The following is a 25409-nucleotide window of genomic DNA, read 5'->3' as shown; positions in this document are numbered from 1 at the left end:
TAGTTAGCTCGCCTTATTTTTATTCGCTGACGTTAGAAAGGATGGTTAGAAAGTTGATTGCTGCTTTCTAGCATCTTCTCTGCAACGTAGCGGTGTGTCGCCGTTGTTGGGTGAGTGACATCCCAGAATACGAACTTCTCAGAACCTTCATAAGCACATTCAGAGCGTAATGAATGGTTGTAAAGATAGTCAGCCGCAGACGAGCGGTTGATGTCTAAACATGCTTCACTTGCGTTAACAAAACCATGTTCTTGTGGTGCAGAAGTTAACTGTTCAAATAGAGCATGAGTGTCGTATAAGGTAATGGTGTAGCCTTGAGCGACATAATAGTCAACTTGTGACTTGATAAAGGCGTTCATCTCAACGATCTTCGCTCTGATCGCATCAATTTCCTCTTGGGTCGAATATTTAAACTGCGGAGCTTGAGTTGCATCCGGCAATGTCATCAAGAGTAAATTAGTCGCCCCTGCATCGGTTAGGCGAATGAGCGCTTCTGCATAATCGGACTTCACTTCTGCAACACTTCGACCGTAATTCATAAAATCGTTTAATCCGAATTCTAGGGTGAAAAGGGTGTTTTCAGGTCGGTAGTTCTCCGCCAACTTAGCGTAAGTTAAGTAAGAAGAAACTTGTTCCCCAACCCCTGTTAAGGCGATGTATTGGTTCTCACCGGCAGCACCACCAACAGCCCAGTTATAAAGAGGAAGCCCTTTGGCTTTAGCAATGTACTCGGTCCAGACAAACCCGTTAGAAAAATGCCCTAAGAACCAACTGTTTGGATTCGGGAAACGCCATTGCGAAGCATTAAAGATATTGCCAGTGTCAGATAGGCTGTCACCAAATGCGACTACCTTATTGATCTGAGATGGCTGCATCACAGGGTCATTACTCCAAATAGTATGGTTGTAGGAGAAACGGTTATCTGCCGCAAAGAAGGTAATATCCGCGTTTTCGTTGGCAAGATCTAAGGTTTGTTCACAGCGCTGCTGAATTACACTTTGTGGCGTGTTGGTATAAAACATGTTTTTGAAAGAGACGGCACTCCACCAATAACCATCAATAGTGAAATAACTACCATCTGGGTTTTCAGCCCACTCCCAGTCTGTTGCTGGCTCGTCTAGAGAGTAGCTGGTTCGGTACCAACAACGTACATACGTATAGGTTTGATTGCTTCTAGCACTCGCTACCTGTGCTGAGCTAACCATTTCTGGAGCGATAGAGGTTTCTGATGCGGTTGCAGTGAGTGGCAACAAAGCACTCAATAAAATCATTATTCTATTCATAATCGTCTCGTTATATTTCGCGATAAATGAGAAATGGTCTCATCTAACGTCAGTTTCTGACTAATTACTCTAAATTGTCAAATATTCACATATGCAAAGTTTCAGCTTTGGGTTGAAGATCGACTTTCAATAGATTTGGTTAATGATGTTATACATAGTTATTTAGAATTTTTACTCAAATTAGATGAGTATTGATTCAGGTTGATTGTTATTAAGTGATTGCTTTGTAAGGATAAATGTAAGAATTTGGTGTTAACGGAAAGTGTTGCTTTGCAGATGTTTTGTTCAAATTTTAATATTCAGGACGTAAATGTATTGGCATTTATGTGTGTTGGATTATAGCTATGCTGCTCATCCAGATTTGGATTGGATGACTATTAATTAACATAAAGTGAATAAAATTGTCTCAAAAGGAATAAGGCAAATGCATCACATTCTAAATACAAAGAAAAGCTTGCTTTCGACGACTGCGGTTGCAGCTGCGTTAGCATTATCAACGTCAACTCACGCTTCTTTAACTGGGTTCGATGAATCGAATCTACCGACTAAATATATCGTAAAGTTTAAAGAAGACTCATCAACACCTTCCACATTAGCGAACAGTCAGTTTTTTGGCCCGCGTATTGTGCAAGAGTCGGTATTGGAGCAACTCGATGCCAATGAAATCGAAAAGTTAGGTGACCAAGCAATCTACAGCATTGAGATCGACAACTCTAAGTTGAAACAACTCAGCAATCGTAGCGACGTTGAATACATTGAGGTCGATCCACCTCGCTATTTACTCAGCGAAACAGTTCCTTGGGGTTACACCGCTGTTAATGCGCAGCTGCTTGATGATTCCAATGCGGGCAATCGAACGGTTTGTATCATTGACTCAGGCTACGACTTAGCACATAACGACCTAAGTGGTAATCGAGTTGATGGTACTGACGATAGCGGAACGGGCTCTTGGAGTTCGCCAGGCACCAATAACGCGCATGGCACTCACGTAGCGGGTACGATTGCTGCAATTGCAAATACTGAAGGCATTAAAGGGGTAATGCCAAATCAGAATGTTAATCTTCATATTGTCAAAGTGTTCAACGAAGCGGGTTGGGGTTACTCATCAAGCTTAGTGAAAGCGATACAGACGTGCGCAGACAATGGCGCAAATGTGGTAAACATGAGCTTGGGTGGCAGTCAATCAAGCGTTACAGAGCAAAACGCACTTAAGCGCATTTACGATCAAGGCGTGTTGTTAATTGCTGCAGCAGGTAACGATGGTAATACGGCACACAGCTACCCAGCATCTTATGATTCAGTAATGTCGGTCGCGGCAACGGATAATCAAAATGATCATGCGGCGTTTTCTCAAGCAACGGATCAGGTTGAAATATCAGGGCCGGGTGTGGCGATTCTTTCTACGGTAACGGTCGGGGAAGGCAAACTGTCTGATATCTATCTTAATGGAGTTAGTCAGTTTGAACGAGGCGTTGTACCACATAATAGACTCGTACAAAGAAGTGGTAGTTACACTCCCGAACCTGTTGAAGGTTCGATCACTGGTGTATTGTCCATGTGTGACATCGCAAATGGCAACTTTGTTTGTGACGATATGACAAATAAGGTTTGTTTAGCTGAGCGAATTGGCAATCAAGGTTCTGGCAATTATCCTGAAATTGATGCTGTACAAGCGTGTTACGATGCAGGTGCTAGAGCGGCTGTGGTATACAGTAACTCCGAGTTGCCGGGTCTACAAAATCCTTTCTTAGTGGATCAGAATGACACCGCGCGTCTTGTTTCAGTTACGGTTGATCGTCAGTTTGGCCAAGAGCTATTAGCGCATGTTGGGCAAGAGATTACTGTCTCGACTGAGCTAGGAAAAGACTACGAATATTACAATGGTACTTCAATGGCGACGCCGCACGTGACTGGTGTGGCAGGCTTAGTATGGAGTTACTACCCAAGTTGTACGGCTAGCCAAATCCGTAATGCTTTGACCAAAACTGCCACTGACATCGATGTTGCAGGGCGCGATAACCGCACGGGTTTCGGTCTAGTTAATGCTGGCGCAGCAAAAGAGTATCTAGCGCAAGGCTGTAATGGCTCAGGCGGAACAGATAACGCTTCTTACGTAAATGAAAGGCGTGAATCGATTCCTGACAACAATGCCAGAGGCGTAGTCAGTGACCTTGATGTTGATCGCTCCGGTGATTCAGGCGTTGTCAAGGTAGAGCTTGATATTAGCCATACGTATATCGGCGATCTTAGAGTAACTTTGACATCACCTGAAGGTGCTCAAGTCGTGCTTCATGAATACTTGGGTGACAGTAGCAATGACATCAAGATGAGTTACCAAGTGGATTTCTCAGGCTTTGATTCACTTGGGGTTTGGAAACTAAAAGTAGTCGATAGTGCCAGAAGAGATGTAGGTACTTTAAACCGGTGGTCATTGATGTTTCCGTAAGGAGTGGCAATGAATAACACAACGATACTTACGCTGTTGTCGGCACTACTTTTCCCAGCAATTGGGTTGATGAGTAGCAAAGCATTAGCAGCAAACAATCAAGGGTTTCCTATCGTAGACAATCGCCCTGAGCAAGTAGAGCAGCAAAGTGCACGCTACTTTGTTAAATACAAGCGAGGTAAAGAGCAACAGGTCCTTGAACTTATAGCGGCTAGTGGCTTAGAGATTGTCGAAACGCTCGAAAGTGAGCGAGTTTTAGTGGTGACCGGAGCGAGTGAAAGTGTCAATGCGCTCAATGATAGCCCTGCCGTGGAGTACACCGAACAGGAGCCATTAAGGAAATTGTTGAGTCCGTAACAGTATAAGGCGAACTAAGTGTTCGCCTTTTTCTTTGTGTATCAGATATTTTCGAATTTGAAATGTGCTGTTTGAACGGTCTTAGTTTAGTATTGAACTTAGTAGATAAGTACATGGAAATGAATTAATGCCTAATCTTAAGCGTAGCTCTGTCATCGCTCTTGCTGTTTTATCTTTGTCGGGCTGTGGCTCTTTGCCTGAACAAGTGGTTCATTCGAATGATCCTGTGATCTTTACAACCAGCACGTTGTCTCAACTCAGTGCTAAGTCTGAACCGAATAACGTAGGTACAAAGGCCAACTCGGTTGTATTGCAAGAGAGTGGCTGGGACGCACTGTCTCAAAGACTTGCTTTAGTTGAACTAGCAGAGCATACCATTGATATTCAGTACTATATTTGGAACTCAGATGTGTCAGGACTATACCTAGCGAATCGCTTGTACGCTGCTGCGGATCGTGGAGTCAAAGTGCGAGTAATGCTGGATGACATCAATCTGAATGAGAGGGAAGATCTGCTAACCGCATTGGATGCACACCCAAATATCGAGATTCGCGTTTTTAACCCAGTCCCAACTAGGCGAGGTGTGACCAAATGGTTAAGCTTCTTGGGGGATTTTTCGCGTTTAAATCGTCGTATGCACAATAAATCATTTACCGTCGATGGGGCGTTCTCAATTGTTGGTGGACGAAATATTGGTGATGAATACTTCGACCTTTCTGATGAAATAAATTTCAAAGATCGTGATGTACTGGTTAGCGGTGATGTCGTCTCGGATATTCAGTCTGGGTTTGTTGACTACTGGACCAGTCGGTGGGCATACCCTGTTGAGTTGTTAGGGGGGGAGGTCGATACTTCACTGCCGACGTCCGATCAAATTACAAAGCCGACTTATGCAAGCTACCCTCAACTGCCTGCCGATAAAGCAGATTCCAGTCAGCTTCTGACTAAAGTCATGGAAGGAGCGGACTGGGTAGAAGCGAACTATATTTATGACGATCCTATTCCTTCAGAGGTTAGTGATACGGACACACCGAAGCGTACTGCGCAGTATTTGTCTGAGTTAGTCGATACCGCAACTGATAGCGTTGTTATGGAATCAGCTTACTTGGTGTTTGACGACAGCCAGTTAGAAGAATGGCAACAGCTTGAGCAAACTGGTGTTGATGTTAAGGCGTTGACTAATTCAATGGCTTCTAACGATCTTGTGACTAACCATTCCGCGTATGCAGGACGTAGGCAAGAGATGCTGGAGCATGGTATTGACCTGTATGAATTAAAGCCTGACAGCAAACTGTGTATTGAATCGACAAAAGATAGCAATAAGTGTGCTCCGTCTGTTGCCTATGGACTTCATACAAAGTCACTTGTGATTGATGACCGCGTCGCTTCTATCGGCTCGTTTAATTTTAACCTGCGCTCAACTTACCTGAACACTGAATCGATCCTTGTCATCAATGACCAAGAGGTTGCCAAGAAGCTCAATGATAAGATGGAAAGAGCTTTGACTGATGATAATAGCTGGAGATTGGAGCTAAAAGATGGGGACGTCTATTGGCAGTCAGGTGATCGTGAGTGGGATAAGGAGCCAGAAACAGGTAAATGGCGAAGAATGCAGTCAAGCTTCTTACAATTACTACCAATCGAAAAATATCTTTAAAAATAGACAAATTAGCACTTTACCTCAACTTAACTTGAGGTATTAGCATGACCTTAGTTGCTTAAAAAGACCCTAAGGAGAGAGTTATGATTCAACTAGAGCATGTTAATTTAGTCGTTAAAGATATTCCTGAGATGTTGAAGTTTTACCAAGCAGCATTTCCTCATTGGTATGTACGTGATGAAGGACAGGGTGATTGGTACGGAAAGCCACGCAATTGGTTACATTTTGGCGATGAGTATCAGTACATTGCCATTAGCGATCATGGTGAAGGAGAAAATCGAGACTTATCGGGTCACCAAGTTGGATTAGCGCATTTTGCTTATGTGACGAGCAGTGTCGATGCGGTCATTGAAAGGCTTAATCAAGCAGGCTTCCCAATCGCAAAAGATGGTGCAGAAGAGCCTTATCGTAAGAATGTTTACTTTGTTGACCCTGCGGGTTTTGAGGTTGAGTTTGTAGAGTATTTGAGTGACGAACCTAAAAAGCGAAACCTGAGCTCCTAAACAAAAAAGCGAGCCATTTAGGCTCGCTTTTTTGTTATGTTTCGATCAGATTTTAAACGTAGATGCTAGGTTTCGAAGTGAACTTGCTAGCTGAGCTTGTTCTTTCGCAGTAGACGCAATTTGGCTTGCCCCTGTCGTTGACTCAGTAGATTTCTCTTCAACGGTCATGACATTCTTCGCAATATCTTGTGTCACGACGGCTTGCTCTTCAGTTGCCGTAGCAATCTGCTCTGCCATACTAAAGATATCGTTAACCGATTCAGAAATTAGACTTAACGTCTCTTCTACTTGACGTGAATCTTGTACGGCTGTCGCTGACTTCTTCTGACTACTATCAATTACGCTAAACGCCGATTCAACATCAGACTGTAACGAGTTAATGAAGCCTTCAATTTCAGAAGTAGACTGTTGCGTACGTTGTGCTAGCGTTCGAACCTCATCAGCAACAACGGCAAACCCTCTGCCTTGCTCACCCGCTCGTGCAGCTTCGATAGCAGCATTTAGAGCCAGCAAGTTCGTTTGTTCAGCAACAGATTTAATCACATCAATCACATTGTTAATGTTGTTGCTGCTCTCATGAAGGTGAGTGATTTTTTGTGCTAGTCCATCAATTTCTTGCGCAAGGCTTTCTATCGATTGATACGAGTTTTGAACAGTACTTAAGCCATTCTGAGTCTGATCGTTCACGACTTTAGCTGATTCTGCAGTTTGCTGAGTCTTGGTCGCAACTTCGTTAACTGTTGCTGAAAGCTCTTCAATTGCTGTTGCGATGAGACCGATTTGATCTTGCTGCTCTACCATAGAAGAAGAGTTGTACTGGCAAGTTTGAGCGGTTTCTTCTGCTGCTGAAGCAAGTGTTAAACTTGAGTGGGAGAGATTATCGATAACGTCTGAGAACTTTTCGAGCGTCGCATTGAGCGAGTACGCTATTTGCCCCAATTCACTGTTACCAACGTACGCCGCTCGCACAGTAAGGTTATTATCTTCACGCACAGACTTCATAACAGACGTGAGATTTTGTACGCGTTTAGTTAGATCTTTGATCGTAAAGAAGCTTATCAATGCGGCAGCGATGGTAATAAACGAGCAAATAATGATGCTTACAATGAGGTTAAGTTGAGCCGCATTTGCTTTTTGCTCCGTCAACTCAATCAAACCATTTGCAAGATGGTTTTCGATCTTCTTCAATTGACCGATACGGCCAGTAGCTTGGCTAAACCAATACACGGCGTCTGCATTAAAGTTTGAAGAGCGTGACTCGGCAAGGGCGCGAAGCTTGTTAACCTCCTGAATGGAACTGTCCTTCATTTGCTGAGTGTAGAACTGTTGATTTTCAGGATTGCTAAAGACACTGAAGTTAGAAAAGTAAGTATCTTGCTGAGTAACCAGAGAAATAAACTTGACCAACATTCCTGGCCCAAACTCATCTTTGGCAAAAGTGTTACTTAATACAGCGCGTTCAATACCTGCACGTTCTTTACCTTGGATAAAGTTATAGTATGCAACGGTTTCTTTCGTAATTTGAGCGTCCGTACTGATATCAGAAATCAATCCAGAGGCACTTAAGAGCATACTATTGAGCTGCGTGTAGTAAGCGAGGGCATCGGAAAGCTTGATTGATTGAGCATCGACCTGATTACGGATGTTTTCAATCTGCGTTAAACGCTCACTGATTTTCGTGTTGAGCTGTTGAATTTGGCTGTTTTCAATTTGGTTCGCTTGCCAGTAGCGAGTTCGTTGGTCAAGTTTGCCATCCGCCGCACTTCTTTGATTACGCAGCTCAGATTGAAATTGGGTGCCTTTTGAACCGAGGAAGCCGGCTGTCATTCCACGTTCTTTCTGAATCTCATGTACCAGCTCACTGTACACCACAGATAGTTTAGTTAGCTGGTTAAGGGAAGACATCTCTTTGGCTGTTGAGAGGTTGTGAGAAATGGATGAAACACTTAGCCAAAGAAATCCTAGAATAGGGAGTGTGATTAAAGCAGTGATTTTCTGCTTAAATGATAAATCGGACAGATTCATTAAATTTTCCTCTTTGCCAAACACGTATGAATGGCGGATAAGCCTTTTATTATTTTCGCTGATGAACCTATTGAGTAAGCGATGTAACTTCAATAACCCTTAATGGGTACATGGTTAATTTTTTGTTCAAGAACAAATGAATGGCATAAATTCGGTTACTTTATGATAACTCAATACTATTTCGGTTTTATTAGAATTCGCTTAACAAGTATAGCGAATCGTCTGATTGTGACAGGGACATTTTCAATGTTTTGACCTGAATTTGATTCAGATCAACTTGGTGAGGGTCAGGTTTGAATTGAAATGAAGGGCTAGCGACTTGTTATTAGGTGACATGCTCGCAACTGGGCTTGTTTGATAACGACTATTACAGTAAAAAGCGAGCTTGAATAGCTCGCTTTTTATCAGAAGAAAGTGTTGTTTAACTCAGCGTTAGTTTCTCGATATCACATTCGACATCGTAGACAAGATCAGAGACTTTCTCCGGCTTCAAAATATGTTCGGTAGGTACTTGGAAGCGACAAGCCATCATGTTGTTATACATTTCCCAATGCTTCAGTAAACAAATTTCAGGGTCATTGGTCTCATCGGCCCATGTTTCCTTCATAAATGGGGTTAAGCTCGCAGCACCATGAGCAAACATCATCATTTGCCATTTGATTTCCCAAATCTTAACCGGAGTATCAGGGTGGTTCTCGTTATAGTGGTCAGCTAATCCGTGGACAATCTGTTCAATTTCGCCAGAGTTATCAATGAAGTAGTCGAAAAGAGCATCTTCTTGACGAACAGCATCTGCAATTAACTGAATAGGCTGTTTACATTCAAGCATATGCGCGAGTAGGCGGACCGAAAAATGGTAGAGCTTTACATTGGATCCTACGCCTTCAGGCATATTGGCAATGATTGTGCGCATGTACTGTTCCATGTACAGATGCAGACCATCACTGATGGCATACCAAATTTGCTCTTTGCTACCAAAATGGTGGCGAATCAAACTATGCGATACACCAGCTTTCTCACTGATGTTACGTAATGACACTCGCTCATAACCTAGTTCACAAAATAGCTCGGTCGCGACTCGCATGATTTCGCACTTCGTCTTTTCTGCATCTTGGGCGCTTCGTCTGCCTTGCTTTCTTTCAGTCATAATTCCTAGTCAACTTTCTTCGACGCCTTCTTTCTACCAGAAAATGGGCGTTATTTCATTAAAGAATCATATAAACAGTATAGCCTACATGTCCTTTATATTACACAGGTGGAAAATAAACATTGATCTCGGTTATAAAATTTATATACTGCACAGGTGTGTAATAAATGAAGATGATAGAAAATGAACACATCAACACAAGGAATAAGACCAATGATGCGTTTCGCAGCGATAGGTTTATCGGCATTGGCAATTGCAGGTTGTAACAAAGCTAACTCTGAAATTAGTGAGTCTGTTGTAAAGCCAGTTAAACTGACTCAAGTGCCCAATATTCAGAATGCGCAATACGATTCGTTCATCGCTAATATCGATGCCACAGACAGAGCGTCTCTCTCATTTCAAGTTGCTGGTGAAGTCGAAGAGTTATTTGTTCACATGGGAAGCGAAGTTAAACAAGGTGATGTACTTGCAAAGCTAGACCCGACAGACTATCAACTCGCATACCAAGCACGCTTAGCTGAATTTAACCTAGCCAAGACGGCATTTTTACGGGCTGAGCAACTGCATCATAAGAAACTCATTAGTGTTGATACATTTGATCAAAATGAAGCGAGCTATAAAGCTGCTTCAGCGTCATTGGAACAAGCGAAGACCGACTTAAACTACACACAAATTCTTGCTCCATTTGATGGGGTGGTTTCGATTACTTTTAGCAAAGAGCATCAAGTTGTTGGTGCCAATCAGCCTGTACTGAATGTCATTGATAACGGTGTTATGGATGTGGTGTTCACAATCCCAGTGAGCTATGCCGAGCAATACGGACTTAGCCATTTGGAAGGCTCACTTTTTAACGTCGTGATGGACAGTCATCGTGATGTTTTGATTCCTGCAACATTCAAAGAGATTTCGACCAAACCTGATAGTGATACCAACAGCTATTCAGCGAGCGTGTCTATTGTACGCCCTCAACAACTGAACCTATTACCAGGGATGACAGCGCAAGTCAGATTACAAAACGAAGCAAATCATAGCTTAGTACGAGTTGCGGAAACCGCGTGGGTTTCGAAACAAGATTCAGTCGGTGAGCTATACCGATTTGATCAAGAAACTAAGACAATTTCAGCGGTCACGGTAGAGCTCGATACACAAGGCAATATCATTGCAGGTCTAAATAGCGGTGACCTTATCGTCGAAGCCGGAGTAGAGAAGCTACTACCAGGTCAACAAGTGAAAGCATGGACGAAAGAAGGTGGTATCTAACATGCGAAAGAATAAATTTTTACTAGCGGCAGTATCACTAAGTGTACTTGTTGCTTGTACACCTGACACGGAACATCGCCCAACTAAGCCGGTAATGGTGGATACTTTCACGGTTGAGCAGGCATCACAAAGTTCATATAGAAACTTTAACGCCCAAGTAATGCCTGCGGAATTAACGCCTCTAGCATTTCGTTTAGACGGAGAGTTGTCATCAATATTAGTTAAAGAAGGTGACAATGTCACAAAAGGGCAAACTCTAGCGATACTGGATGATTCTAAGAGTAAGCAGCAGCTTATCGATGCTCAGGTGAAATATGAACTCGCTTTGAAACAAGCGAAACGTGGTGAAGAGCTGCGAGCGAACAAAATGATTTCTCGTGCTGAGCTCGATGAATTGACAGCGAACTTGCAACTTTCCAAAGCTAACCTAGGCGCCGCGCAAGCAACAATGCGTTACATGCGTTTAACCGCGCCATTCTCAGGGGTGATTTCTTCTGTCGATAAGAAGAAGTTCGAAAACGTCACTCCAGGGGAGCAAGTCGTTACGATTTATCAAGACGATCAGGTTTACGTAAAGATTGAAGTTTCGGATTCGGTATTGGCAATGCTTAACCCAGAAGTTAACGCACAGGGCTATCAACCAATAGCGACATTTGCGGGTCATGAAGGTAGCTACCCAGTGAGTTATTTAGAGCATACCAGTGAGCTTCATCCGCAAAGCCAGACGTATGAACTTTGGCTAAGCATGGCGCAACTTGAACATCAAATTCTGCCAGGTACAAGCGCTCGCGTTTCAGTTGATCTAATGAAGGCTGGCCTAAACACTCTTGAAGCTTACCAGTTGCCAATGACTGCCATTGATGCTGGCAGCCAAAACCAAGAGTTCTACGTTTGGAAGCTTGAAGATGGCACCGCACACAAATACCCAGTAAGTATTGATCAAATTACCGGCAGTGGTGCTCTAGTAGCATCAGGCATTGTTAAGGGTGATGTACTTATCAATTCAAATTTAAGAAAGCTTCGTGAAGGTATGGAAATTAAGGGAGTTGAGCTGTGAGCATTGCTGAGTACTCAATAAAAAACAAAGTCATTAGCTGGCTATTTCTGATCATATTAGCGATTGGTGGTTACACCTCTTTTATGGATTTAGGTCGATTAGAAGACCCTGCATTTACCATTAAAGACGCGATGATCATCTCGACTTACCCTGGTGCAACTTCGCAAGAAGTGGAAGAGGAGCTGACCTATCCCTTAGAGAAAGAGATTCGCAAACTACCATACCTTGACAAAATTACCTCGACATCGTCTAACGGTATGTCGCAGATTATGGTCAGTATGGAGATGGAGTATGGTCCAGACGAGCTCCCACAAATCTGGGACGAGATGCGCCGAAAGATTAATGATCTTCAGCCAACGCTTCCATCTGGCGTGAACTCTATCCAAATCATTGATGACTTCGGTGATGTATACGGCATCATGCTAATGCTCACGGGAAGTGGATACGATTATGTCGAGCTAAAACGTTATGCAGACTACTTAAGTCGAGAGCTAGAACTTGTTGACGGTGTAGGTAAAGTCGCTATTGCAGGTGATCAGCAAGAACAGCTATTTGTTGAAGTATCTCTAGAACGTCTTGCTGCACTTAATCTAGATATGAATACGGTTGTTGGGTTACTGAGTCAGCAAAATAGCGTTCAGTCCGCGGGTGAAGTGATGGTTAATGGTCAAACTCTGACTATTCGACCAAATGGCACTATGAGCTCAGAACAGGAGCTTGAAGAGTTGATTATTCATGGTCGTGACACAGGTAACCTTATTCGACTTAAAGATGTTGCGACCATCAGTCGTGGCATTCAAGAAAAACCGTCTAATGTACTGACGTTCAACGGGCAACCTGCGATTAACCTTGCTATCTCTTTTGGCGCGGGTGTCAATGTCGTTGAAGTTGGCAAGGCGCTAGAAGCGGAGCTTCAATCGTTAGAGTCTATTCGTCCTGCTGGCGTTGAAATCAATTACTTCTATAACCAAGCGGCAGAAGTTGAAAAGTCAGTCGATGACTTTATTGTCAGTCTTGGCCAAGCAGTCGCTATTGTTATCATCGTATTGCTATTTGCAATGGGACTGCGTAGTGGTCTAATTATTGGTGCGGTACTGCTTCTGACAGTGTTCGGTACCTTTATTCTAATGAAGCAAAATGATGTTGAGCTACATCGTATCTCACTAGGCGCGCTGATCATTGCACTAGGTATGCTGGTGGACAATGCGATCGTCGTTGTAGAAGGTATTTTAGTTGGCTTAAAGCGCGGTAAAACAAAGCTTCAAGCAGCTATTGATATCGTGAAGCAAACACAATGGCCTCTGCTTGGTGCTACCATCATCGCAATTACCGCATTTGCACCTATTGGTCTGTCTGAGGATGCAACGGGTGAGTTCATGGGCTCATTGTTCTGGGTACTTTGCTATTCTCTATTCCTAAGTTGGATCACTGCGTTGACGCTGACTCCATTTTTGGCTGAGCTTCTACTGAAAGAAGAGAACAAAGAGACAACGTCTGAAGATGATGACCCGTACAAAGGTCTGCTGTTTACAGTTTTTGGTGCGAGCTTAAAATTTGCTTTACGTTTCCGTTGGCTGACTGTTGCGAGCATGATTGGTTTACTTGTTGTTGCCGTTGCTGGTTTTGGCATGGTGAAGCAACAGTTCTTCCCTCCATCAAATACACCCATGTTCTACGTTGATATGTGGATGCCAGAAGGGACCGATATTCGCGAAACGATTAAAGAAACGAAAAAAGTAGAGCAGTATATTCGTGAACAAGAAAATGTCGATTTCGTATCAACGACAACAGGCCAAGGTCTACAGCGTTTTGCATTGACTTATCAACCGGAAAAAAGCTACGAAGCGTATAGCCAATTGCAAATACGTACCACTGATCGTGAAACGATGTTTGAACTGTTGGCAGAGTTAGACGACAACCTAGCGGTTAAGTTTAACCAACCAACATTCCAATTTAAGTTAATGGAATTCGGACCTTCTCCAGCGTCAAAAATTGAAGCTCGTATTACAGGTCCAGACCCACAAGTACTTCGTGAGATTGCTGTTCAAGTCGAAGATGTATTACTGAAAGATCCTGGCGCTCGAAATGTAAGACATGACTGGCGAGAGCGTACCAAAGAGTTAGTACCTCAGTTTAATGAGTCTAAAGCTCGTCGACTTGGTATTTCTAAAGAAGACCTATCGAATACACTGCAGATGTCATTTGGTGGCACACCGATTGGTTTGTTACGTGATGGCACTCATATGCTGCCTATTATTGCTCGTCTTCCAGAACAAGAGCGAATTGACTTCGAATCGTTGGCGAACGTGAAAATTTGGAGTCCAACGCTTCAAAGTTACGTTCCGGTAGAGCAGGTGATTGATGGCGTCGCACTAGACTGGCAAGAACCGCTAATCCAGCGTCGCGACAGAAAACGCACACTGACAGTATTGGCAGATCACGATGTTCTTGGACATGAAACACCGGCGAGCCTATTCACTCGAATTAAACCGAATGTAGAAGCATTAACACTGCCTGAAGGCTACGAGATTACATGGGGTGGGGAATACGAGTCGTCGAAAGATGCACAAGAAGCTCTGTTTGGCTCACTGCCTATGGGTTACTTGTTGATGTTTATCATCACTATGTTGCTGTTTAACTCGTTCAGAAAGCCTTTGGTGATTTGGTTTACTGTTCCGCTGTCGATTATCGGTGTTTCAATCGGTCTACTAGCAACCGACATGCCATTTAGTTTTACCGCATTCCTTGGCTTACTAAGTCTGAGCGGTATGATTTTGAAAAACGGCATTGTATTGCTTGACCAAATTAATATCGAGCTAGACTCAGGTAAAGACCCTTATCAGGCGGTATTTGATAGTGCTATTTCTCGTGTTAGACCAGTAAGTATGGCTGCTTTAACAACGATCTTGGGGATGATCCCTCTCGTATTTGATGCATTTTTTGGCTCAATGGCGATAACAATCATGGCGGGCTTAGGTTTCGCTACGGTATTGACTCTTATTGTTGTACCTGTGCTATTCGCTATTTTCTATCGAATCAAACCATCCACTGCCGGATAGTTCAAGGATTGAAATCGATTCGTTTAAAGCCAGCCCGGATTAGTTCCGGGCTTTTTTCCATTTAGATTTAAGCCTTAAACACACTTCAAGCGGATGATTTTTCACGCTTAAGAGAGTAAAATGCTATGCTTCTAATGGCATTCTAAACATTACCTTATAAGCGTTTCTCATCATGTACTCATCACCGTTTCGTACTGAAATGCTAAATTGAATCGCATACTAAAACTTTCTAGAAAGAACGAGTCGTATGACCAAAACTGAGTTTTTCGCGCATTATGTGCGTATGAATCGCAAATCGTACTTGCTTGCGATTGTATTTATCTTTCTTGTGAACTGGCTGCAAGTCGAAATCCCTCGTTATATTCAACTTGCGATTGATTTGATTGAAGATGCTTCGGTCACAGGACATGCTCAGCTAAAAAGCTACGTTGGAATTGTGGTCGCTATGTCGATTGCAATGGTAGTTGTACGCATTTTGTCGCGCATCTATGCATTGAACCCTGGCAGGATTACAGAAGCGGCACTAAAAAATACGCTGCTTCAAAAGCTTAATCGTTTACCTAGTAGCTTTCATCAGCAGTTTGCTTCGGGCCGCTTAATTTCAATTATCAATAATGACCTCAATGGAATTCGACTTTTATTTGGCGTCGGATTTTTGCAGTTTTTTAATGCTCTGTTAGCGCTGTCACTAACTCCTTTGTACATGTGGCGTATCTCTCCTGAGCTTACACTGTATTCGGTCATTCCTATCTCAATTGCTTTTGTCATATTTCGCGTTGGTTTTACGCGTATGAAAACATTGCACCTTGAGCATATGAGTCGGTTGCAAAATTTGTCAGCGCAAATGATGAATTACTTGTCTGGCATCGACTTGATTAAGAGCCAGAAGATGTCTCCTTGGGTGAAAGCTGAGGTAGAAAAGCTCAACCAACAATTGTTGCGCTGTCGTATGAGGATCATGCGCATACAAGTCTACTTTATGCCTGTTTTAGATTACGCCAATGACTTAATGAAGATCATTATTCTCGGTCTAGGTGGATACATGTTGATGGCACAAGAGCTCACACTGGGTGAGATAACAGCATTTCTGACCTATTCGGTGCTGCTGGCGATGCCACTAATGCAGTTGGGACGTATTGCGACTATTTACCAGCGAGGGATTGTCGGTATTCAAAGCGCTCAAACAATCTTGAACGCGGAGATGCCTGAGCTAGATGAAGTTAAACTCTCTCAGCCTGAAGTTGAGCAACTCACAGGGAAAACTATCTCGGTCCGAAACTTGAGTTTTCAATACGATGTAGATGAAGAAAATATACTGTCCAATATTAGCTTTGATATCCCTAAAGGAAAGAAAGTTGGGATTCTTGGTGGGATAGGTGCGGGTAAAACGACGCTGGTTAACTGCCTAAACCATCATTTGGAAGTGCCTGCTGGAAGCATCTTTATTGGCGATAGAGACATTACCTCTTTTTCGCGTTCGGACTTACGTCGCTATATCAAAACAGTAACCCAAGATCCGTACTTGTTTTCAGCAACGGTTGAAGACAACATCCGCTTTGGTAGCCAGAGTGAGGTAGCTAAAGTGCAAGTCGATGAAGTATTAGAACTCAGTCAGCTAGCCAGTGATGTGTCTCGTTTTGAACATGGCGACCAAACCCTAGTGGGTGAAAAAGGCATTATGCTGTCTGGCGGGCAAAAGCAAAGGCTTAGTATTGCGCGTGCGCTTCTAGAACCGGCAGAGTTGATCATTATGGACAACGTACTCTCTGCAGTTGACTACGAAACAGAGAGAAAAATCTTAGAGAATCTATTCGACCATTTAGGTGACAAGTCCGTTTTGGTTGTGTCTCACCGCGTCAATGCACTTGAATATATGGATGAGATTGTTGTTCTAAATAACGGTGAAGTGATTGCGCGAGGGGATCATCAAACGTTGCTCAAAACGTGTGACTACTATCTAGAAACTTGGCAACTTCAACAAAACGAGACGGAGGCAGCAGCATGTTAAAAGGTGTCGACGTCAAATATCTTAAGCACTTTTTCAAGTTTGCAAAGAAGTATAAAAACTCAGCGATTCTAGGCATTGCTATGTTGCCGCTTACTGTGCTGACGAGCTTATTGTTTCCATGGTTGATTATTCAAATAATCGATGTTCACCTTAGTCAAGGAGACATGGACGGATTGTTAGAATATGTCTCGTATTTAGTTGCTGTTCTCGTCATGAGTTACTTCGTTGACACTACTTACTCATACAACTTGCGCAAGACAGGGCAAAACACGGTAACTGATATGCGAAGTGTTCTATTTGATCGCGTATTAAAGTTACCACGCAGCTATTTCGATGGTACGCCTATTGGTGTCACGCTTTCTCGCCTGACAAGTGATTTGGAAACCATCGGCGAGACTTTCGTTCAATCAGTTGTTGGTTTAGTGAAAGATACTTTGAACACTATTGCTTTGTTGGTGATGATGTTTTTAATCGATTGGCAACTGACTCTTATTGTATTGATTGTCATGCCGCCAGTTATGTACTTAACGGTATACGTTCGAAATAAACTTCGTGAACTTTATCTACTGACTCGATCTGCGTTAGCAAGAGGCGTTGGCTTTTTGCAGGAAGTCTTATTTGGTATGAAAACCGTTCAAATGTATCGGGCAGAAACTCAAGTAGAAGAGAAGTTCAAAAGCTACACCGACGAATTCTTGCATGCACAGAAGAAGATTAATAAATATGATGCGATTCTGTTCTCGTTTATCTCGGGTATTACTTCGATCACGATAGCTTTAATGATTTGGTATGGTTCAGAGCAAGTCATTGAAGGTGCTTTGACACTTGGTGTTTTGATTGCGTTTATCAACACGTTGGAAAAGGTATTTGTTCCTATCCGTGACTTCACTTCTCAAATTGCCTCGATCCAAAGTTCATTTGCGGCGTTTGATCATATTGAAGAGCTGTTTGCTCAACCGACAGAAGAAGAGGGGCGCAAACTGTTACCAAATAACGAAGTGAGTCCCCATTTAACGCAGTTCGAGACATTAGAGTTTCGCAATGTGAGTTTTCGATATAAAGAAGATGCTCCCTATGTATTAAATGATGTCTCTTTTGTGCTCAAAAAAGGTCATCAAATTGCACTGGTGGGATCAACTGGTTCAGGAAAGTCCACAATACTCCGTTTGATCTCTAGGACGTACCTAGATTACGAAGGTAGCATCTTACTAAATGGTATTGAGCTATCAGATATCGCCGTAGAGGACTCTATGCACCTGTTTTCCTTAATGATGCAGGATGTACATTTATTTGAAGAGAGCATTGAGTTTAATATTGCTTTGGGCAAGCCAGATATAGAAAGTAAAGATGTAGAACAGTCGGCACAATATGTGTACGCGAACCGTTTTATCGATAAACTCCCTGGACGATATGATTTCAAAATTGAAAAGAATGGCTCAAACCTATCAGTAGGGCAGACCCAGTTGATCTCATTTGCGCGTGCTGTTGCACAAGGTGGGCAAGTGATGATGTTAGACGAAGCGACGAGCTCGGTTGATTCCATCACTGAATCCTTAATTCAAAAAGCTATGCAACGATTGTTCAATGATAAGACGGTAATCGCCATTGCTCACCGATTGAGTACTGTAAGGCACTCCGACATGATACTTGTGCTAGACAAAGGTGAGATCATTGAGCGAGGAAGTCATAAGGAGCTATTGGCCCTCAATGGAATATACGCTGGCTTATTAAACGAAACTATCGATTCGTCTACGGAAAATATCGCAGTGAAAAATTAATAACGTAATAGTTGCTTAATAAAAAGTTCAATGAAACCATGTAGCCCGGATTTATTCCGGGCTTTTTTATACAAACATATTATAAATAGAAAATTTAAATCATTACTTTTTAACGTAGAGGTAGACATAAGTCTAAGTAATAAAATTTGGCATCACTACTGAAAATCATAATCTTATATGTTTTGTCGTTGAATATAGCCCAAGTTATTGATGATGTTTAATACTAAAGTACAAAGTCGTAATGATAAAAAACTCACTGACTTCTATTGGATTTTTCGTGGTTCGAGTTAAAGGCTTATACGTTGGAATATTTTTGTAAACACCTTAACTTCAAGGGTATGAGTTTATTAATCAATGAGATAGCTTTTATTGATTGGATTGTAGATTAAATAATTATGTGTAAAAACATTCACTTAAAGAGATTTAACAGTAATATAACATTTCATGCCATATGAGACTTTGTTCAACTTTATGCATTAATATCCGAAAAATATTTGAAGTGTAATATTTAGCGATTAAGTTTAATTATTAAAAGGCATTGGAAGTGCCTGTCCAATATTTAAATGGTTTTGGTTTTTACGCATTAATTAATCGTAAAGGCTTTTATGTGTTGCTGTTATGAATGGAGTCCATTGAATGAAGAAAATTGCTTTGATCACAGGGTCAAAAGGCGGAATAGGTTCCGCTATTTCCGAGCAACTTGTGAATGACGGCTATCGTGTTATTGCTACTTATTTTACGGGTAATCACCAGTGTGCATTAGATTGGTTCAATGAGAAGCAATTTAACGAAGATCAAGTTCGTTTATTTGAACTAGACGTTACCGATACAGAGCAGTGTGCAGAGAGATTGGCTGCATTACTTGCAGAGGAAGGGACAGTAGATGTGGTTATCAATAATGCGGGGATAACTCGCGATGGCACATTCAAAAAGATGCAAGCCTCTGCATGGAAAGAAGTTATCGAAACTAACCTCAACAGTGTATTCAACGTTACTCAACCTCTGTTTGCGGCAATGTGCGAGAAAGGCAATGGGCGAGTTATCAACATTTCTTCAGTCAATGGACTTAAAGGGCAATTCGGCCAAACCAACTATTCTGCAGCAAAAGCCGGAATGATAGGTTTCTCTAAGGCGTTAGCAGCAGAAGGCGCACGCAGCGGTGTGACGGTGAATGTTGTTGCTCCTGGTTATACAGGTACACCAATGGTCGAAGCGATGAAGCCAGAAGCTTTAGAATCTATTAAAGCTCAAATTCCAATGGGAAGACTCGCGACCCCCAATGAAGTCGCAAAATCTGTCGCTTATCTTGTTAGTGATGCTGGCGCTTATATTACAGGGGAAACTCTTTCTGTAAACGGCGGCTTATACATGCACTAAAAGAGGGTGAAATAATGGAAAAAGTATTTATTGTTGCTGCGAAACGCACACCAATTGGCTCTTTTGGTGGAATGCTAAAAGATACATCTGCGGGCAACTTAGCCTCGATTGCGATTAAGTCTGTGCTGACAGAAGGTAATGTCGACCCGAACCTAGTCGATGAAGTGATTGTTGGTAACGTAATTAGTGCTGGACAAGGTATGGGAGTTGGCCGCCAAGCTTCCATTTACGCCGGGATCCCAAATGAGGTTCCAGCATATTCCCTAAACATGGTTTGTGGCAGCGGAATGAAAACCGTGATGGATGCTGCAAGTCATATTAAAGCTGGGGACGCGCAAATAGTTGTCGCTGCTGGCGTTGAGGTAATGTCCCAGATCCCATTCACAGTACCTTCTGGAATTCGAGACGGTCATAAGATGGGTAGCATGAATCTTACAGATCTTTTGATCAACGACGGTTTGACGGATGTCTATAACCAATATCATATGGGCGTGACCGCTGAAAACATCGCGAAAGAAGTTAATCTGAGCCGTGAACAGCAAGATGAGTACGCTCTAGGTAGCCAGTTAAAAGCTGTTTCAGCGATTGAAGCTGGAAAATTCAAGCAAGAAATTGTGCCTGTTGACGTAAAACAGCGTCGAGAAACTGTGGTTTTTGATACGGACGAATATCCCAAAGCGGAAGCTACACTGAGTGGTTTATCTAAGTTGCGCCCTGCTTTTGATCGTGAAGGAACGGTAACCGCAGGGAATGCATCAGGGCTTAATGACGGCGCGAGTGCTGTAATTGTTGCAAGTGAATCGGTAGTCAAACAACACGGATTAAAACCTCTCGCAGAGATAGTCAGCTACGGCCAATCAGGGCTTGAGCCAGAACTAATGGGTTTAGGGCCTGTGGAAGCGATCAGTATTGCCTTGGATAAGGCGGGGTTGAGCATTGAAGACATTGACCTCTACGAACTGAATGAAGCGTTTGCCGCACAAGCATTAGGAGTCATTCATAAATTGGCAGAGAAGCATGAAGTTGGTGTTTCTTCCATTTTGGATAAGGCAAATGTCAATGGTGGAGCCATTGCGCTTGGACACCCACTTGGCGCGTCGGGTAACCGAATTCTAGTCTCACTCATTCATGAGCTTAACCGTCGAGGTGAGCAATATGGCGTGGCATCTTTATGTGTTGGTGGTGGTATGGGTACCGCAATAATCATCAAGTCTATTAACTAATTTTTAAATGGAATTAACCTAGGAGCATTACTCATGTATACAGACTTTTTTAAAACATTCAGCGATCAAACAGAAAAGAGCATGGAACCGTATCTAAAGTTCAATAAGCTTGTTACCAAAAACGTCGAAGTGTTGACTGAGCTCCAGCTCAACGCAATGCGCACTTATAGTGAAATGGGCTTAGCTCAAATGAAAGCTGCAAGTGAGATTAAAGATGTGACTTCTTTGACTGCGTTTAACAGCCAGCAGCTAAGTGTTTTGACAAAACTATCGCAACAGATGATGGACGATAGCAATAAGCTGCAAGCAGTAGCGAAAGAATTTAAAGATGATGTAGAACAGATGACGACGGAAAACCTTAAGACAGTGACTCCCGCATAACACTGCCTATATTAGCCGCCGAAAGGCGGCATTTTTTTCCGATCGTAGGAGTCTAACCATGTTACAAAACTTCTTTTCGGACTACCTTGTTAAGCTCCAAGAAACCAATCAAAAATGGTGGGAAGATCTAGAACTGAGCAGGGCAGCCGCAAACTCTCCTCTGAATAAAGCAATGCAAGAGGTGAACTTCGAAGACACAACAAAATTGTTTGAGAGCGCAGCTAATCAACCCGCAGCATTATTAAAAATACAAGCGGATTGGTGGCAACAACAGTTGCAGATTTGGCAAAACGTTGCGCTTAGTGCAAATGCTGAAGATGTCATCAAAGCAGAGAAAGGTGACAAACGCTTTTCTCATGAAGAGTGGCAGCAAGACGTATTCTTTAACTTCATTAAGCAGTCTTATCTACTCTTCAGCAAAACGTATCTTGAGACTATTGATAGCATCGAAGGTTTGGATGAAAAAGCTAAAGAACGTATCAGCTTCTTCTCACGACAAGCCATCAACGCGCTCTCACCGAGCAACTATATTGCGACAAACCCAGAGCTTCTGAAGCTAACACTGGAACAAAATGGGCAAAACCTATTAACCGGTTTAGAGCAGTTGAAGGAAGATGCAGAGTCGAGCGCTGATATTTTAAAGATTCGCATGACCAACAATAATGCGTTTCGAATCGGTGAAGATGTTGCGAACACGCCTGGTGATGTCGTTTACCAAAATCAATTGTTTGAGTTGATTCAATATCGTCCTCTTACTGAGCAGGTTAACTCTACTCCGCTAATGATAGTCCCGCCGTTTATCAATAAATACTACATTCTTGATTTGCGCGAGAAGAACTCAATGGTGCGTTGGTTACTAGAGCAAGGCCATTCGGTATTTATGATCTCATGGCGTAACCCTGGATCTGAGCAGCGTGATGTTGAGTTTGGTGATTACGTCACTGAAGGTGTCGCTAAGGCGGTATCAGCAATCGAAGATATTACAGGACAAGACCAAGTCAATGCTGCGGGTTACTGCATTGGTGGGACTGTTTTGGCGAGTACGATTGCTTATTACGCGGCGAAACGGATGAAAAAGCGCATTAAAAGCGCATCATTTTTCACGACCTTACTCGATTTTTCGCAGCCCGGTGAAGTCGGAGCATACATCAATGACACCATACTTAATGCCATAGAAATGCAGAACTCTGCAAAAGGCTATATGGATGGACGTTCATTGAGTGTGACGTTTAGTTTGCTACGAGAAAATAGCCTTTACTGGAATTACTATGTAGATAATTACCTTAAAGGTAACAGCCCGGTCGATTTTGATCTGCTTTATTGGAACAGTGACAGTACTAATGTAGCAGCCAAGACACATAACTTTATGTTAAGAGAGCTGTATCTAAACAACAAACTTGTGCAAGACAAGGGCGTGAAAATTGGTGGTGTTTGGATTGATCTCAACAAGATCAAAATCCCGAGTTACTTTATATCGGCCAAAGAAGACCATATTGCTCTCTGGCAAGGGACGTATCGTGGGGCTCTGAATGTGGGTGGTAATAAGACATTTGTTCTGGGTGAGTCGGGACATATTGCCGGTATTGTTAATCATCCAGACAAAGAGAAATACGGTTATTGGACGAGCGACACACTAGACGAAAGCGCTGATGAATGGCTAGCTAATGCCAAGCATAGTGAAGGTTCTTGGTGGACACATTGGCATCAATGGTTAATGAGTTTTAATGCCGAGGAGCAAATCGACCCATTCCCAGTAGGCAGCGAGCAATTTCCAGTGTTGTCACCAGCACCAGGCGACTATGTGAAGCAAGTGCTACCAATAGCTTTAAAATAGCCACTGCGTAAAGAGTCAAACCAATTAGGCTTCCTTCTCAATGTTGGAAGCCTTTTTATTTGTAATGTCATGGTCGATCTGTTTAATTATTTGTAACGACCATATGAGAGGGAAACAGCATGAAAACGATCGGGATTATTGGTGGAATGAGTTGGGAGTCAACGGCGACGTATTACAAACAGCTCAATGAGGGCGTCAAGCAACAACTGGGCGGACTTCATTCAGCAAAAGTCATTCTCAATAGTGTCGATTTTTCAGAAGTGGAAGCCCTACAACGTAGCGGAGAATGGGGTAAAAACGCTGAGATTTTATGTGATGCTGCCCAGTCCATTGAACGAGCTGGGGCAGATTTTGTTCTCATTGCAACCAACACCATGCATAAAGTCGCTGATCAGGTACAAGAAGCGGTCTCGATCCCCTTACTGCATATCGCAGATTCGACTGGTGAAGCACTAAAGAAACAAGGTATTACAAAAATAGGTCTGCTAGGGACTGCCTTTACTATGGAACAGGCGTTTTATAAGCAGCGGCTGACAGACAAATTTGGTATCGAAGTGCTTGTCCCAAATGGCGTTCAGAGAAAGTTGGTACATGACGTGATTTATAATGAATTGTGTCTTGGTAAAATCCATCGTCGTTCAAAAGATGACTATCACACGATTATTAATGATCTTGCTATGAATGGTGCTCAAGGGGTGATCCTTGGATGCACTGAAATAGGTTTGTTAGTTCAACAACATGAAACAGACGTTCCTCTTTTTGATACGGTAGAACTGCACGTTCAAGCCGCAGTCGAAAGGGCGCTTAGCTAATGAATCGAAACGTATGGCTGCTCTCTCTTTGCCAAGCATTGTTAATGACTGGGAACATTTTGCTTATCTCTGTCATAGGGTTGGTCGGAAAAGCCATTTCCCCCAGTGCTAGTTTGATTACGCTCCCAGTGGCTCTTCAGTTTTTAGGACTGATGAGTGCTACTATTCCAGCTTCGCTAATTATGGGACGCTTAGGACGTAAAAAAGGATTCAGTATTGGCAACTTGATTGGGATTAGCGGAGCGAGTGTTGCCACATACGCGCTATCACAAGAACTGTTTTATCTGTTTTGCGTGGGTACTTTTCTACTTGGTATCGGGATTGGGTTTGGGACACTTTATCGTTTTGCCGCAATAGAAGTTTGTGATGAAAGCGCAAGGCATCGAGCAATATCAATATCTATGGCTGGTGGCGTATTAGCTGCGATGTTGGGTCCTAACTTGGCTATTTACTCTCAGCAGTGGTCCTCCGACGGATTGTACGTCGGAGCGTTTATGGCGTTGATAGGCTTGAACATCTTAGCCCTCTGCTTACTACAGACCATTCACTTTCCTTCTTTAAACAAGTCTCATGGTCAGGAGAAGGCGCAGCCACTTGCAGAAATCATCACAGCTCCAAACTTTATGCTAGCTGTCTTTGCTGCCATGGTGGCGTATGCCGTGATGAATATTCTGATGACTGCCACACCACTTGCAATGATTGGTTGCGGATTCAACTTTGAAAAAGCGGCCGGTGTTATTGAATGGCACGTGTTAGGAATGTTTGTCCCTGCATTCTTTACTGGTAGCCTCGTTGAACGATTTGGCGCAAGGAAGATGATCTTAGTCGGTGGCCTACTGTTTGTGCTTTGTATTGCTATCAATATTCATGGCCAGTCTATTTGGCATTTTAGCATTGCACTTATATTGCTCGGTGTAGGTTGGAACTTTATGTTCATTGCTGCAACGGGTTTATTTAGTCAATCCTATGCACCTCAGAACAAGTCCAAAGCTCAAGCATTCAATGAATTTTTTGTCTTCAGTTGCGTGACGATAACGGCTCTACTTTCTGGATGGTTGGAGTCGACAGTCGGATGGGAGATGATGAATATCTATGTACTTCCAGTTGTATTAGTCGTCCTCGTGTTGTTTGGCCTAAATACATACAAAACACGTCAATCAATGGCCTAGTTGAAATTGAAAAATGAAAGGGCTGCAATC

18 protein-coding genes are annotated in these 25409 nt (G+C 42.7%); 15 read left to right on the top strand and 3 right to left on the bottom strand.

Annotated elements, in window-relative coordinates; translation table 11 throughout:
- Positions 1–32: 32 nt before the first annotated feature.
- Positions 33–1283, bottom strand: a complete 1251-nt coding sequence (locus AAFX28_RS00995) for an SGNH/GDSL hydrolase family protein (protein WP_408684816.1) — start codon at positions 1281–1283, stop codon at positions 33–35.
- A 424-nt stretch (positions 1284–1707) separates the two neighbouring features.
- Here AAFX28_RS00995 and AAFX28_RS00990 point away from each other — a divergent pair, with 424 nt between their 5' ends.
- From AAFX28_RS00990 to AAFX28_RS00975, 4 genes are all read left to right on the top strand, one after another.
- The gene (locus tag AAFX28_RS00990) at positions 1708–3729 is read left to right on the top strand and encodes a S8 family serine peptidase (protein WP_408684814.1); all 2022 of its coding nucleotides are present in this window, start codon (positions 1708–1710) and stop codon (positions 3727–3729) included.
- A 9-nt stretch (positions 3730–3738) separates the two neighbouring features.
- Positions 3739–4086 carry an ATPase gene (locus AAFX28_RS00985; protein WP_408684812.1) on the top strand — a complete coding sequence of 116 codons (348 nt, stop codon included), beginning with the start codon at positions 3739–3741 and terminating at the stop codon, positions 4084–4086.
- A 127-nt stretch (positions 4087–4213) separates the two neighbouring features.
- The gene (locus AAFX28_RS00980) at positions 4214–5743 is read left to right on the top strand and encodes a phospholipase D-like domain-containing protein (RefSeq protein ID WP_408684810.1); all 1530 of its coding nucleotides are present in this window, start codon (positions 4214–4216) and stop codon (positions 5741–5743) included.
- A gap of 86 nt (positions 5744–5829) precedes the next feature.
- Positions 5830–6249: a VOC family protein gene (locus AAFX28_RS00975; RefSeq protein ID WP_408684808.1), complete on the top strand. Its 420-nt coding sequence runs from the start codon at positions 5830–5832 to the stop codon at positions 6247–6249.
- 45 nt (positions 6250–6294) lie between these two features.
- Here the strand turns inward: AAFX28_RS00975 and AAFX28_RS00970 are convergent, their stop codons facing one another.
- Together AAFX28_RS00970 and AAFX28_RS00965 are read right to left on the bottom strand one after the other, a co-directional pair.
- Complete coding sequence (locus AAFX28_RS00970; protein ID WP_408684806.1) at positions 6295–8274, bottom strand: methyl-accepting chemotaxis protein; 1980 nt, start codon at positions 8272–8274, stop codon at positions 6295–6297.
- A gap of 421 nt (positions 8275–8695) precedes the next feature.
- Entirely contained in the window at positions 8696–9421 is a 726-nt protein-coding gene (locus tag AAFX28_RS00965; protein ID WP_408684804.1) for a TetR/AcrR family transcriptional regulator, read from the bottom strand.
- Positions 9422–9634: 213 nt separating this feature from the next.
- Here AAFX28_RS00965 and AAFX28_RS00960 point away from each other — a divergent pair, with 213 nt between their 5' ends.
- The 11 genes from AAFX28_RS00960 to AAFX28_RS00910 all read left to right on the top strand — a co-directional run bounded on the left by AAFX28_RS00960 (position 9635) and on the right by AAFX28_RS00910 (position 25379).
- Entirely contained in the window at positions 9635–10681 is a 1047-nt protein-coding gene (locus AAFX28_RS00960; protein ID WP_408684802.1) for an efflux RND transporter periplasmic adaptor subunit, read from the top strand.
- A 1-nt stretch (position 10682) separates the two neighbouring features.
- The gene (locus tag AAFX28_RS00955; RefSeq protein ID WP_408684800.1) at positions 10683–11738 is read left to right on the top strand and encodes an efflux RND transporter periplasmic adaptor subunit; all 1056 of its coding nucleotides are present in this window, start codon (positions 10683–10685) and stop codon (positions 11736–11738) included.
- The gene (locus tag AAFX28_RS00950; RefSeq protein ID WP_408684798.1) at positions 11735–14797 is read left to right on the top strand and encodes an efflux RND transporter permease subunit; all 3063 of its coding nucleotides are present in this window, start codon (positions 11735–11737) and stop codon (positions 14795–14797) included. Before AAFX28_RS00955 ends, AAFX28_RS00950 begins: the two co-directional genes overlap by 4 nt.
- A gap of 247 nt (positions 14798–15044) precedes the next feature.
- Entirely contained in the window at positions 15045–16805 is a 1761-nt protein-coding gene (locus tag AAFX28_RS00945; protein ID WP_408684796.1) for an ABC transporter ATP-binding protein, read from the top strand.
- Complete coding sequence (locus tag AAFX28_RS00940) at positions 16799–18583, top strand: ABC transporter ATP-binding protein (RefSeq protein ID WP_408684795.1); 1785 nt, start codon at positions 16799–16801, stop codon at positions 18581–18583. Before AAFX28_RS00945 ends, AAFX28_RS00940 begins: the two co-directional genes overlap by 7 nt.
- A 636-nt stretch (positions 18584–19219) precedes the next feature.
- Positions 19220–19960, top strand: a complete 741-nt coding sequence (locus AAFX28_RS00935) for an SDR family oxidoreductase (protein ID WP_408684793.1) — start codon at positions 19220–19222, stop codon at positions 19958–19960.
- A 14-nt stretch (positions 19961–19974) separates the two neighbouring features.
- Positions 19975–21183: an acetyl-CoA C-acetyltransferase gene (locus tag AAFX28_RS00930; RefSeq protein WP_408684791.1), complete on the top strand. Its 1209-nt coding sequence runs from the start codon at positions 19975–19977 to the stop codon at positions 21181–21183.
- A 33-nt stretch (positions 21184–21216) separates the two neighbouring features.
- The gene (locus tag AAFX28_RS00925) at positions 21217–21564 is read left to right on the top strand and encodes a phasin family protein (protein WP_408684789.1); all 348 of its coding nucleotides are present in this window, start codon (positions 21217–21219) and stop codon (positions 21562–21564) included.
- 58 nt (positions 21565–21622) lie between these two features.
- Complete coding sequence (gene phaC, locus AAFX28_RS00920; RefSeq protein WP_408684787.1) at positions 21623–23398, top strand: class I poly(R)-hydroxyalkanoic acid synthase; 1776 nt, start codon at positions 21623–21625, stop codon at positions 23396–23398.
- 119 nt (positions 23399–23517) lie between these two features.
- Positions 23518–24210 (top strand): aspartate/glutamate racemase family protein, encoded by a 693-nt coding sequence (locus AAFX28_RS00915; protein WP_408684786.1) that lies wholly within the window; start codon positions 23518–23520, stop codon positions 24208–24210.
- Positions 24210–25379, top strand: a complete 1170-nt coding sequence (locus AAFX28_RS00910) for an MFS transporter (protein ID WP_408684785.1) — start codon at positions 24210–24212, stop codon at positions 25377–25379. Before AAFX28_RS00915 ends, AAFX28_RS00910 begins: the two co-directional genes overlap by 1 nt.
- Positions 25380–25409: the final 30 nt, after the last annotated feature.

Source organism: Vibrio sp. TBV020, assembly GCF_046056895.1.
Classification (GTDB): Bacteria; Pseudomonadota; Gammaproteobacteria; order Enterobacterales; family Vibrionaceae; genus Vibrio.
This window is presented reverse-complemented; position numbering and strand designations above follow the sequence as displayed.

Bases quoted from the DNA above. Each gene is read 5' to 3' on its own strand.
- AAFX28_RS00995 (WP_408684816.1), bottom strand. From the start codon at position 1,283: ATGAATAGAATAATGATTTTATTGAGTGCTTTGTTGCCACTCACTGCA.
- AAFX28_RS00990 (WP_408684814.1), top strand. From the start codon at position 1,708: ATGCATCACATTCTAAATACAAAGAAAAGCTTGCTTTCGACGACTGCG.
- AAFX28_RS00985 (WP_408684812.1), top strand. From the start codon at position 3,739: ATGAATAACACAACGATACTTACGCTGTTGTCGGCACTACTTTTCCCA.
- AAFX28_RS00980 (WP_408684810.1), top strand. From the start codon at position 4,214: ATGCCTAATCTTAAGCGTAGCTCTGTCATCGCTCTTGCTGTTTTATCT.
- AAFX28_RS00975 (WP_408684808.1), top strand. From the start codon at position 5,830: ATGATTCAACTAGAGCATGTTAATTTAGTCGTTAAAGATATTCCTGAG.
- AAFX28_RS00970 (WP_408684806.1), bottom strand. From the start codon at position 8,274: ATGAATCTGTCCGATTTATCATTTAAGCAGAAAATCACTGCTTTAATC.
- AAFX28_RS00965 (WP_408684804.1), bottom strand. From the start codon at position 9,421: ATGACTGAAAGAAAGCAAGGCAGACGAAGCGCCCAAGATGCAGAAAAG.
- AAFX28_RS00960 (WP_408684802.1), top strand. From the start codon at position 9,635: ATGATGCGTTTCGCAGCGATAGGTTTATCGGCATTGGCAATTGCAGGT.
- AAFX28_RS00955 (WP_408684800.1), top strand. From the start codon at position 10,683: ATGCGAAAGAATAAATTTTTACTAGCGGCAGTATCACTAAGTGTACTT.
- AAFX28_RS00945 (WP_408684796.1), top strand. From the start codon at position 15,045: ATGACCAAAACTGAGTTTTTCGCGCATTATGTGCGTATGAATCGCAAA.
- AAFX28_RS00940 (WP_408684795.1), top strand. From the start codon at position 16,799: ATGTTAAAAGGTGTCGACGTCAAATATCTTAAGCACTTTTTCAAGTTT.
- AAFX28_RS00935 (WP_408684793.1), top strand. From the start codon at position 19,220: ATGAAGAAAATTGCTTTGATCACAGGGTCAAAAGGCGGAATAGGTTCC.
- AAFX28_RS00930 (WP_408684791.1), top strand. From the start codon at position 19,975: ATGGAAAAAGTATTTATTGTTGCTGCGAAACGCACACCAATTGGCTCT.
- AAFX28_RS00925 (WP_408684789.1), top strand. From the start codon at position 21,217: ATGTATACAGACTTTTTTAAAACATTCAGCGATCAAACAGAAAAGAGC.
- phaC (WP_408684787.1), top strand. From the start codon at position 21,623: ATGTTACAAAACTTCTTTTCGGACTACCTTGTTAAGCTCCAAGAAACC.
- AAFX28_RS00915 (WP_408684786.1), top strand. From the start codon at position 23,518: ATGAAAACGATCGGGATTATTGGTGGAATGAGTTGGGAGTCAACGGCG.
- AAFX28_RS00910 (WP_408684785.1), top strand. From the start codon at position 24,210: ATGAATCGAAACGTATGGCTGCTCTCTCTTTGCCAAGCATTGTTAATG.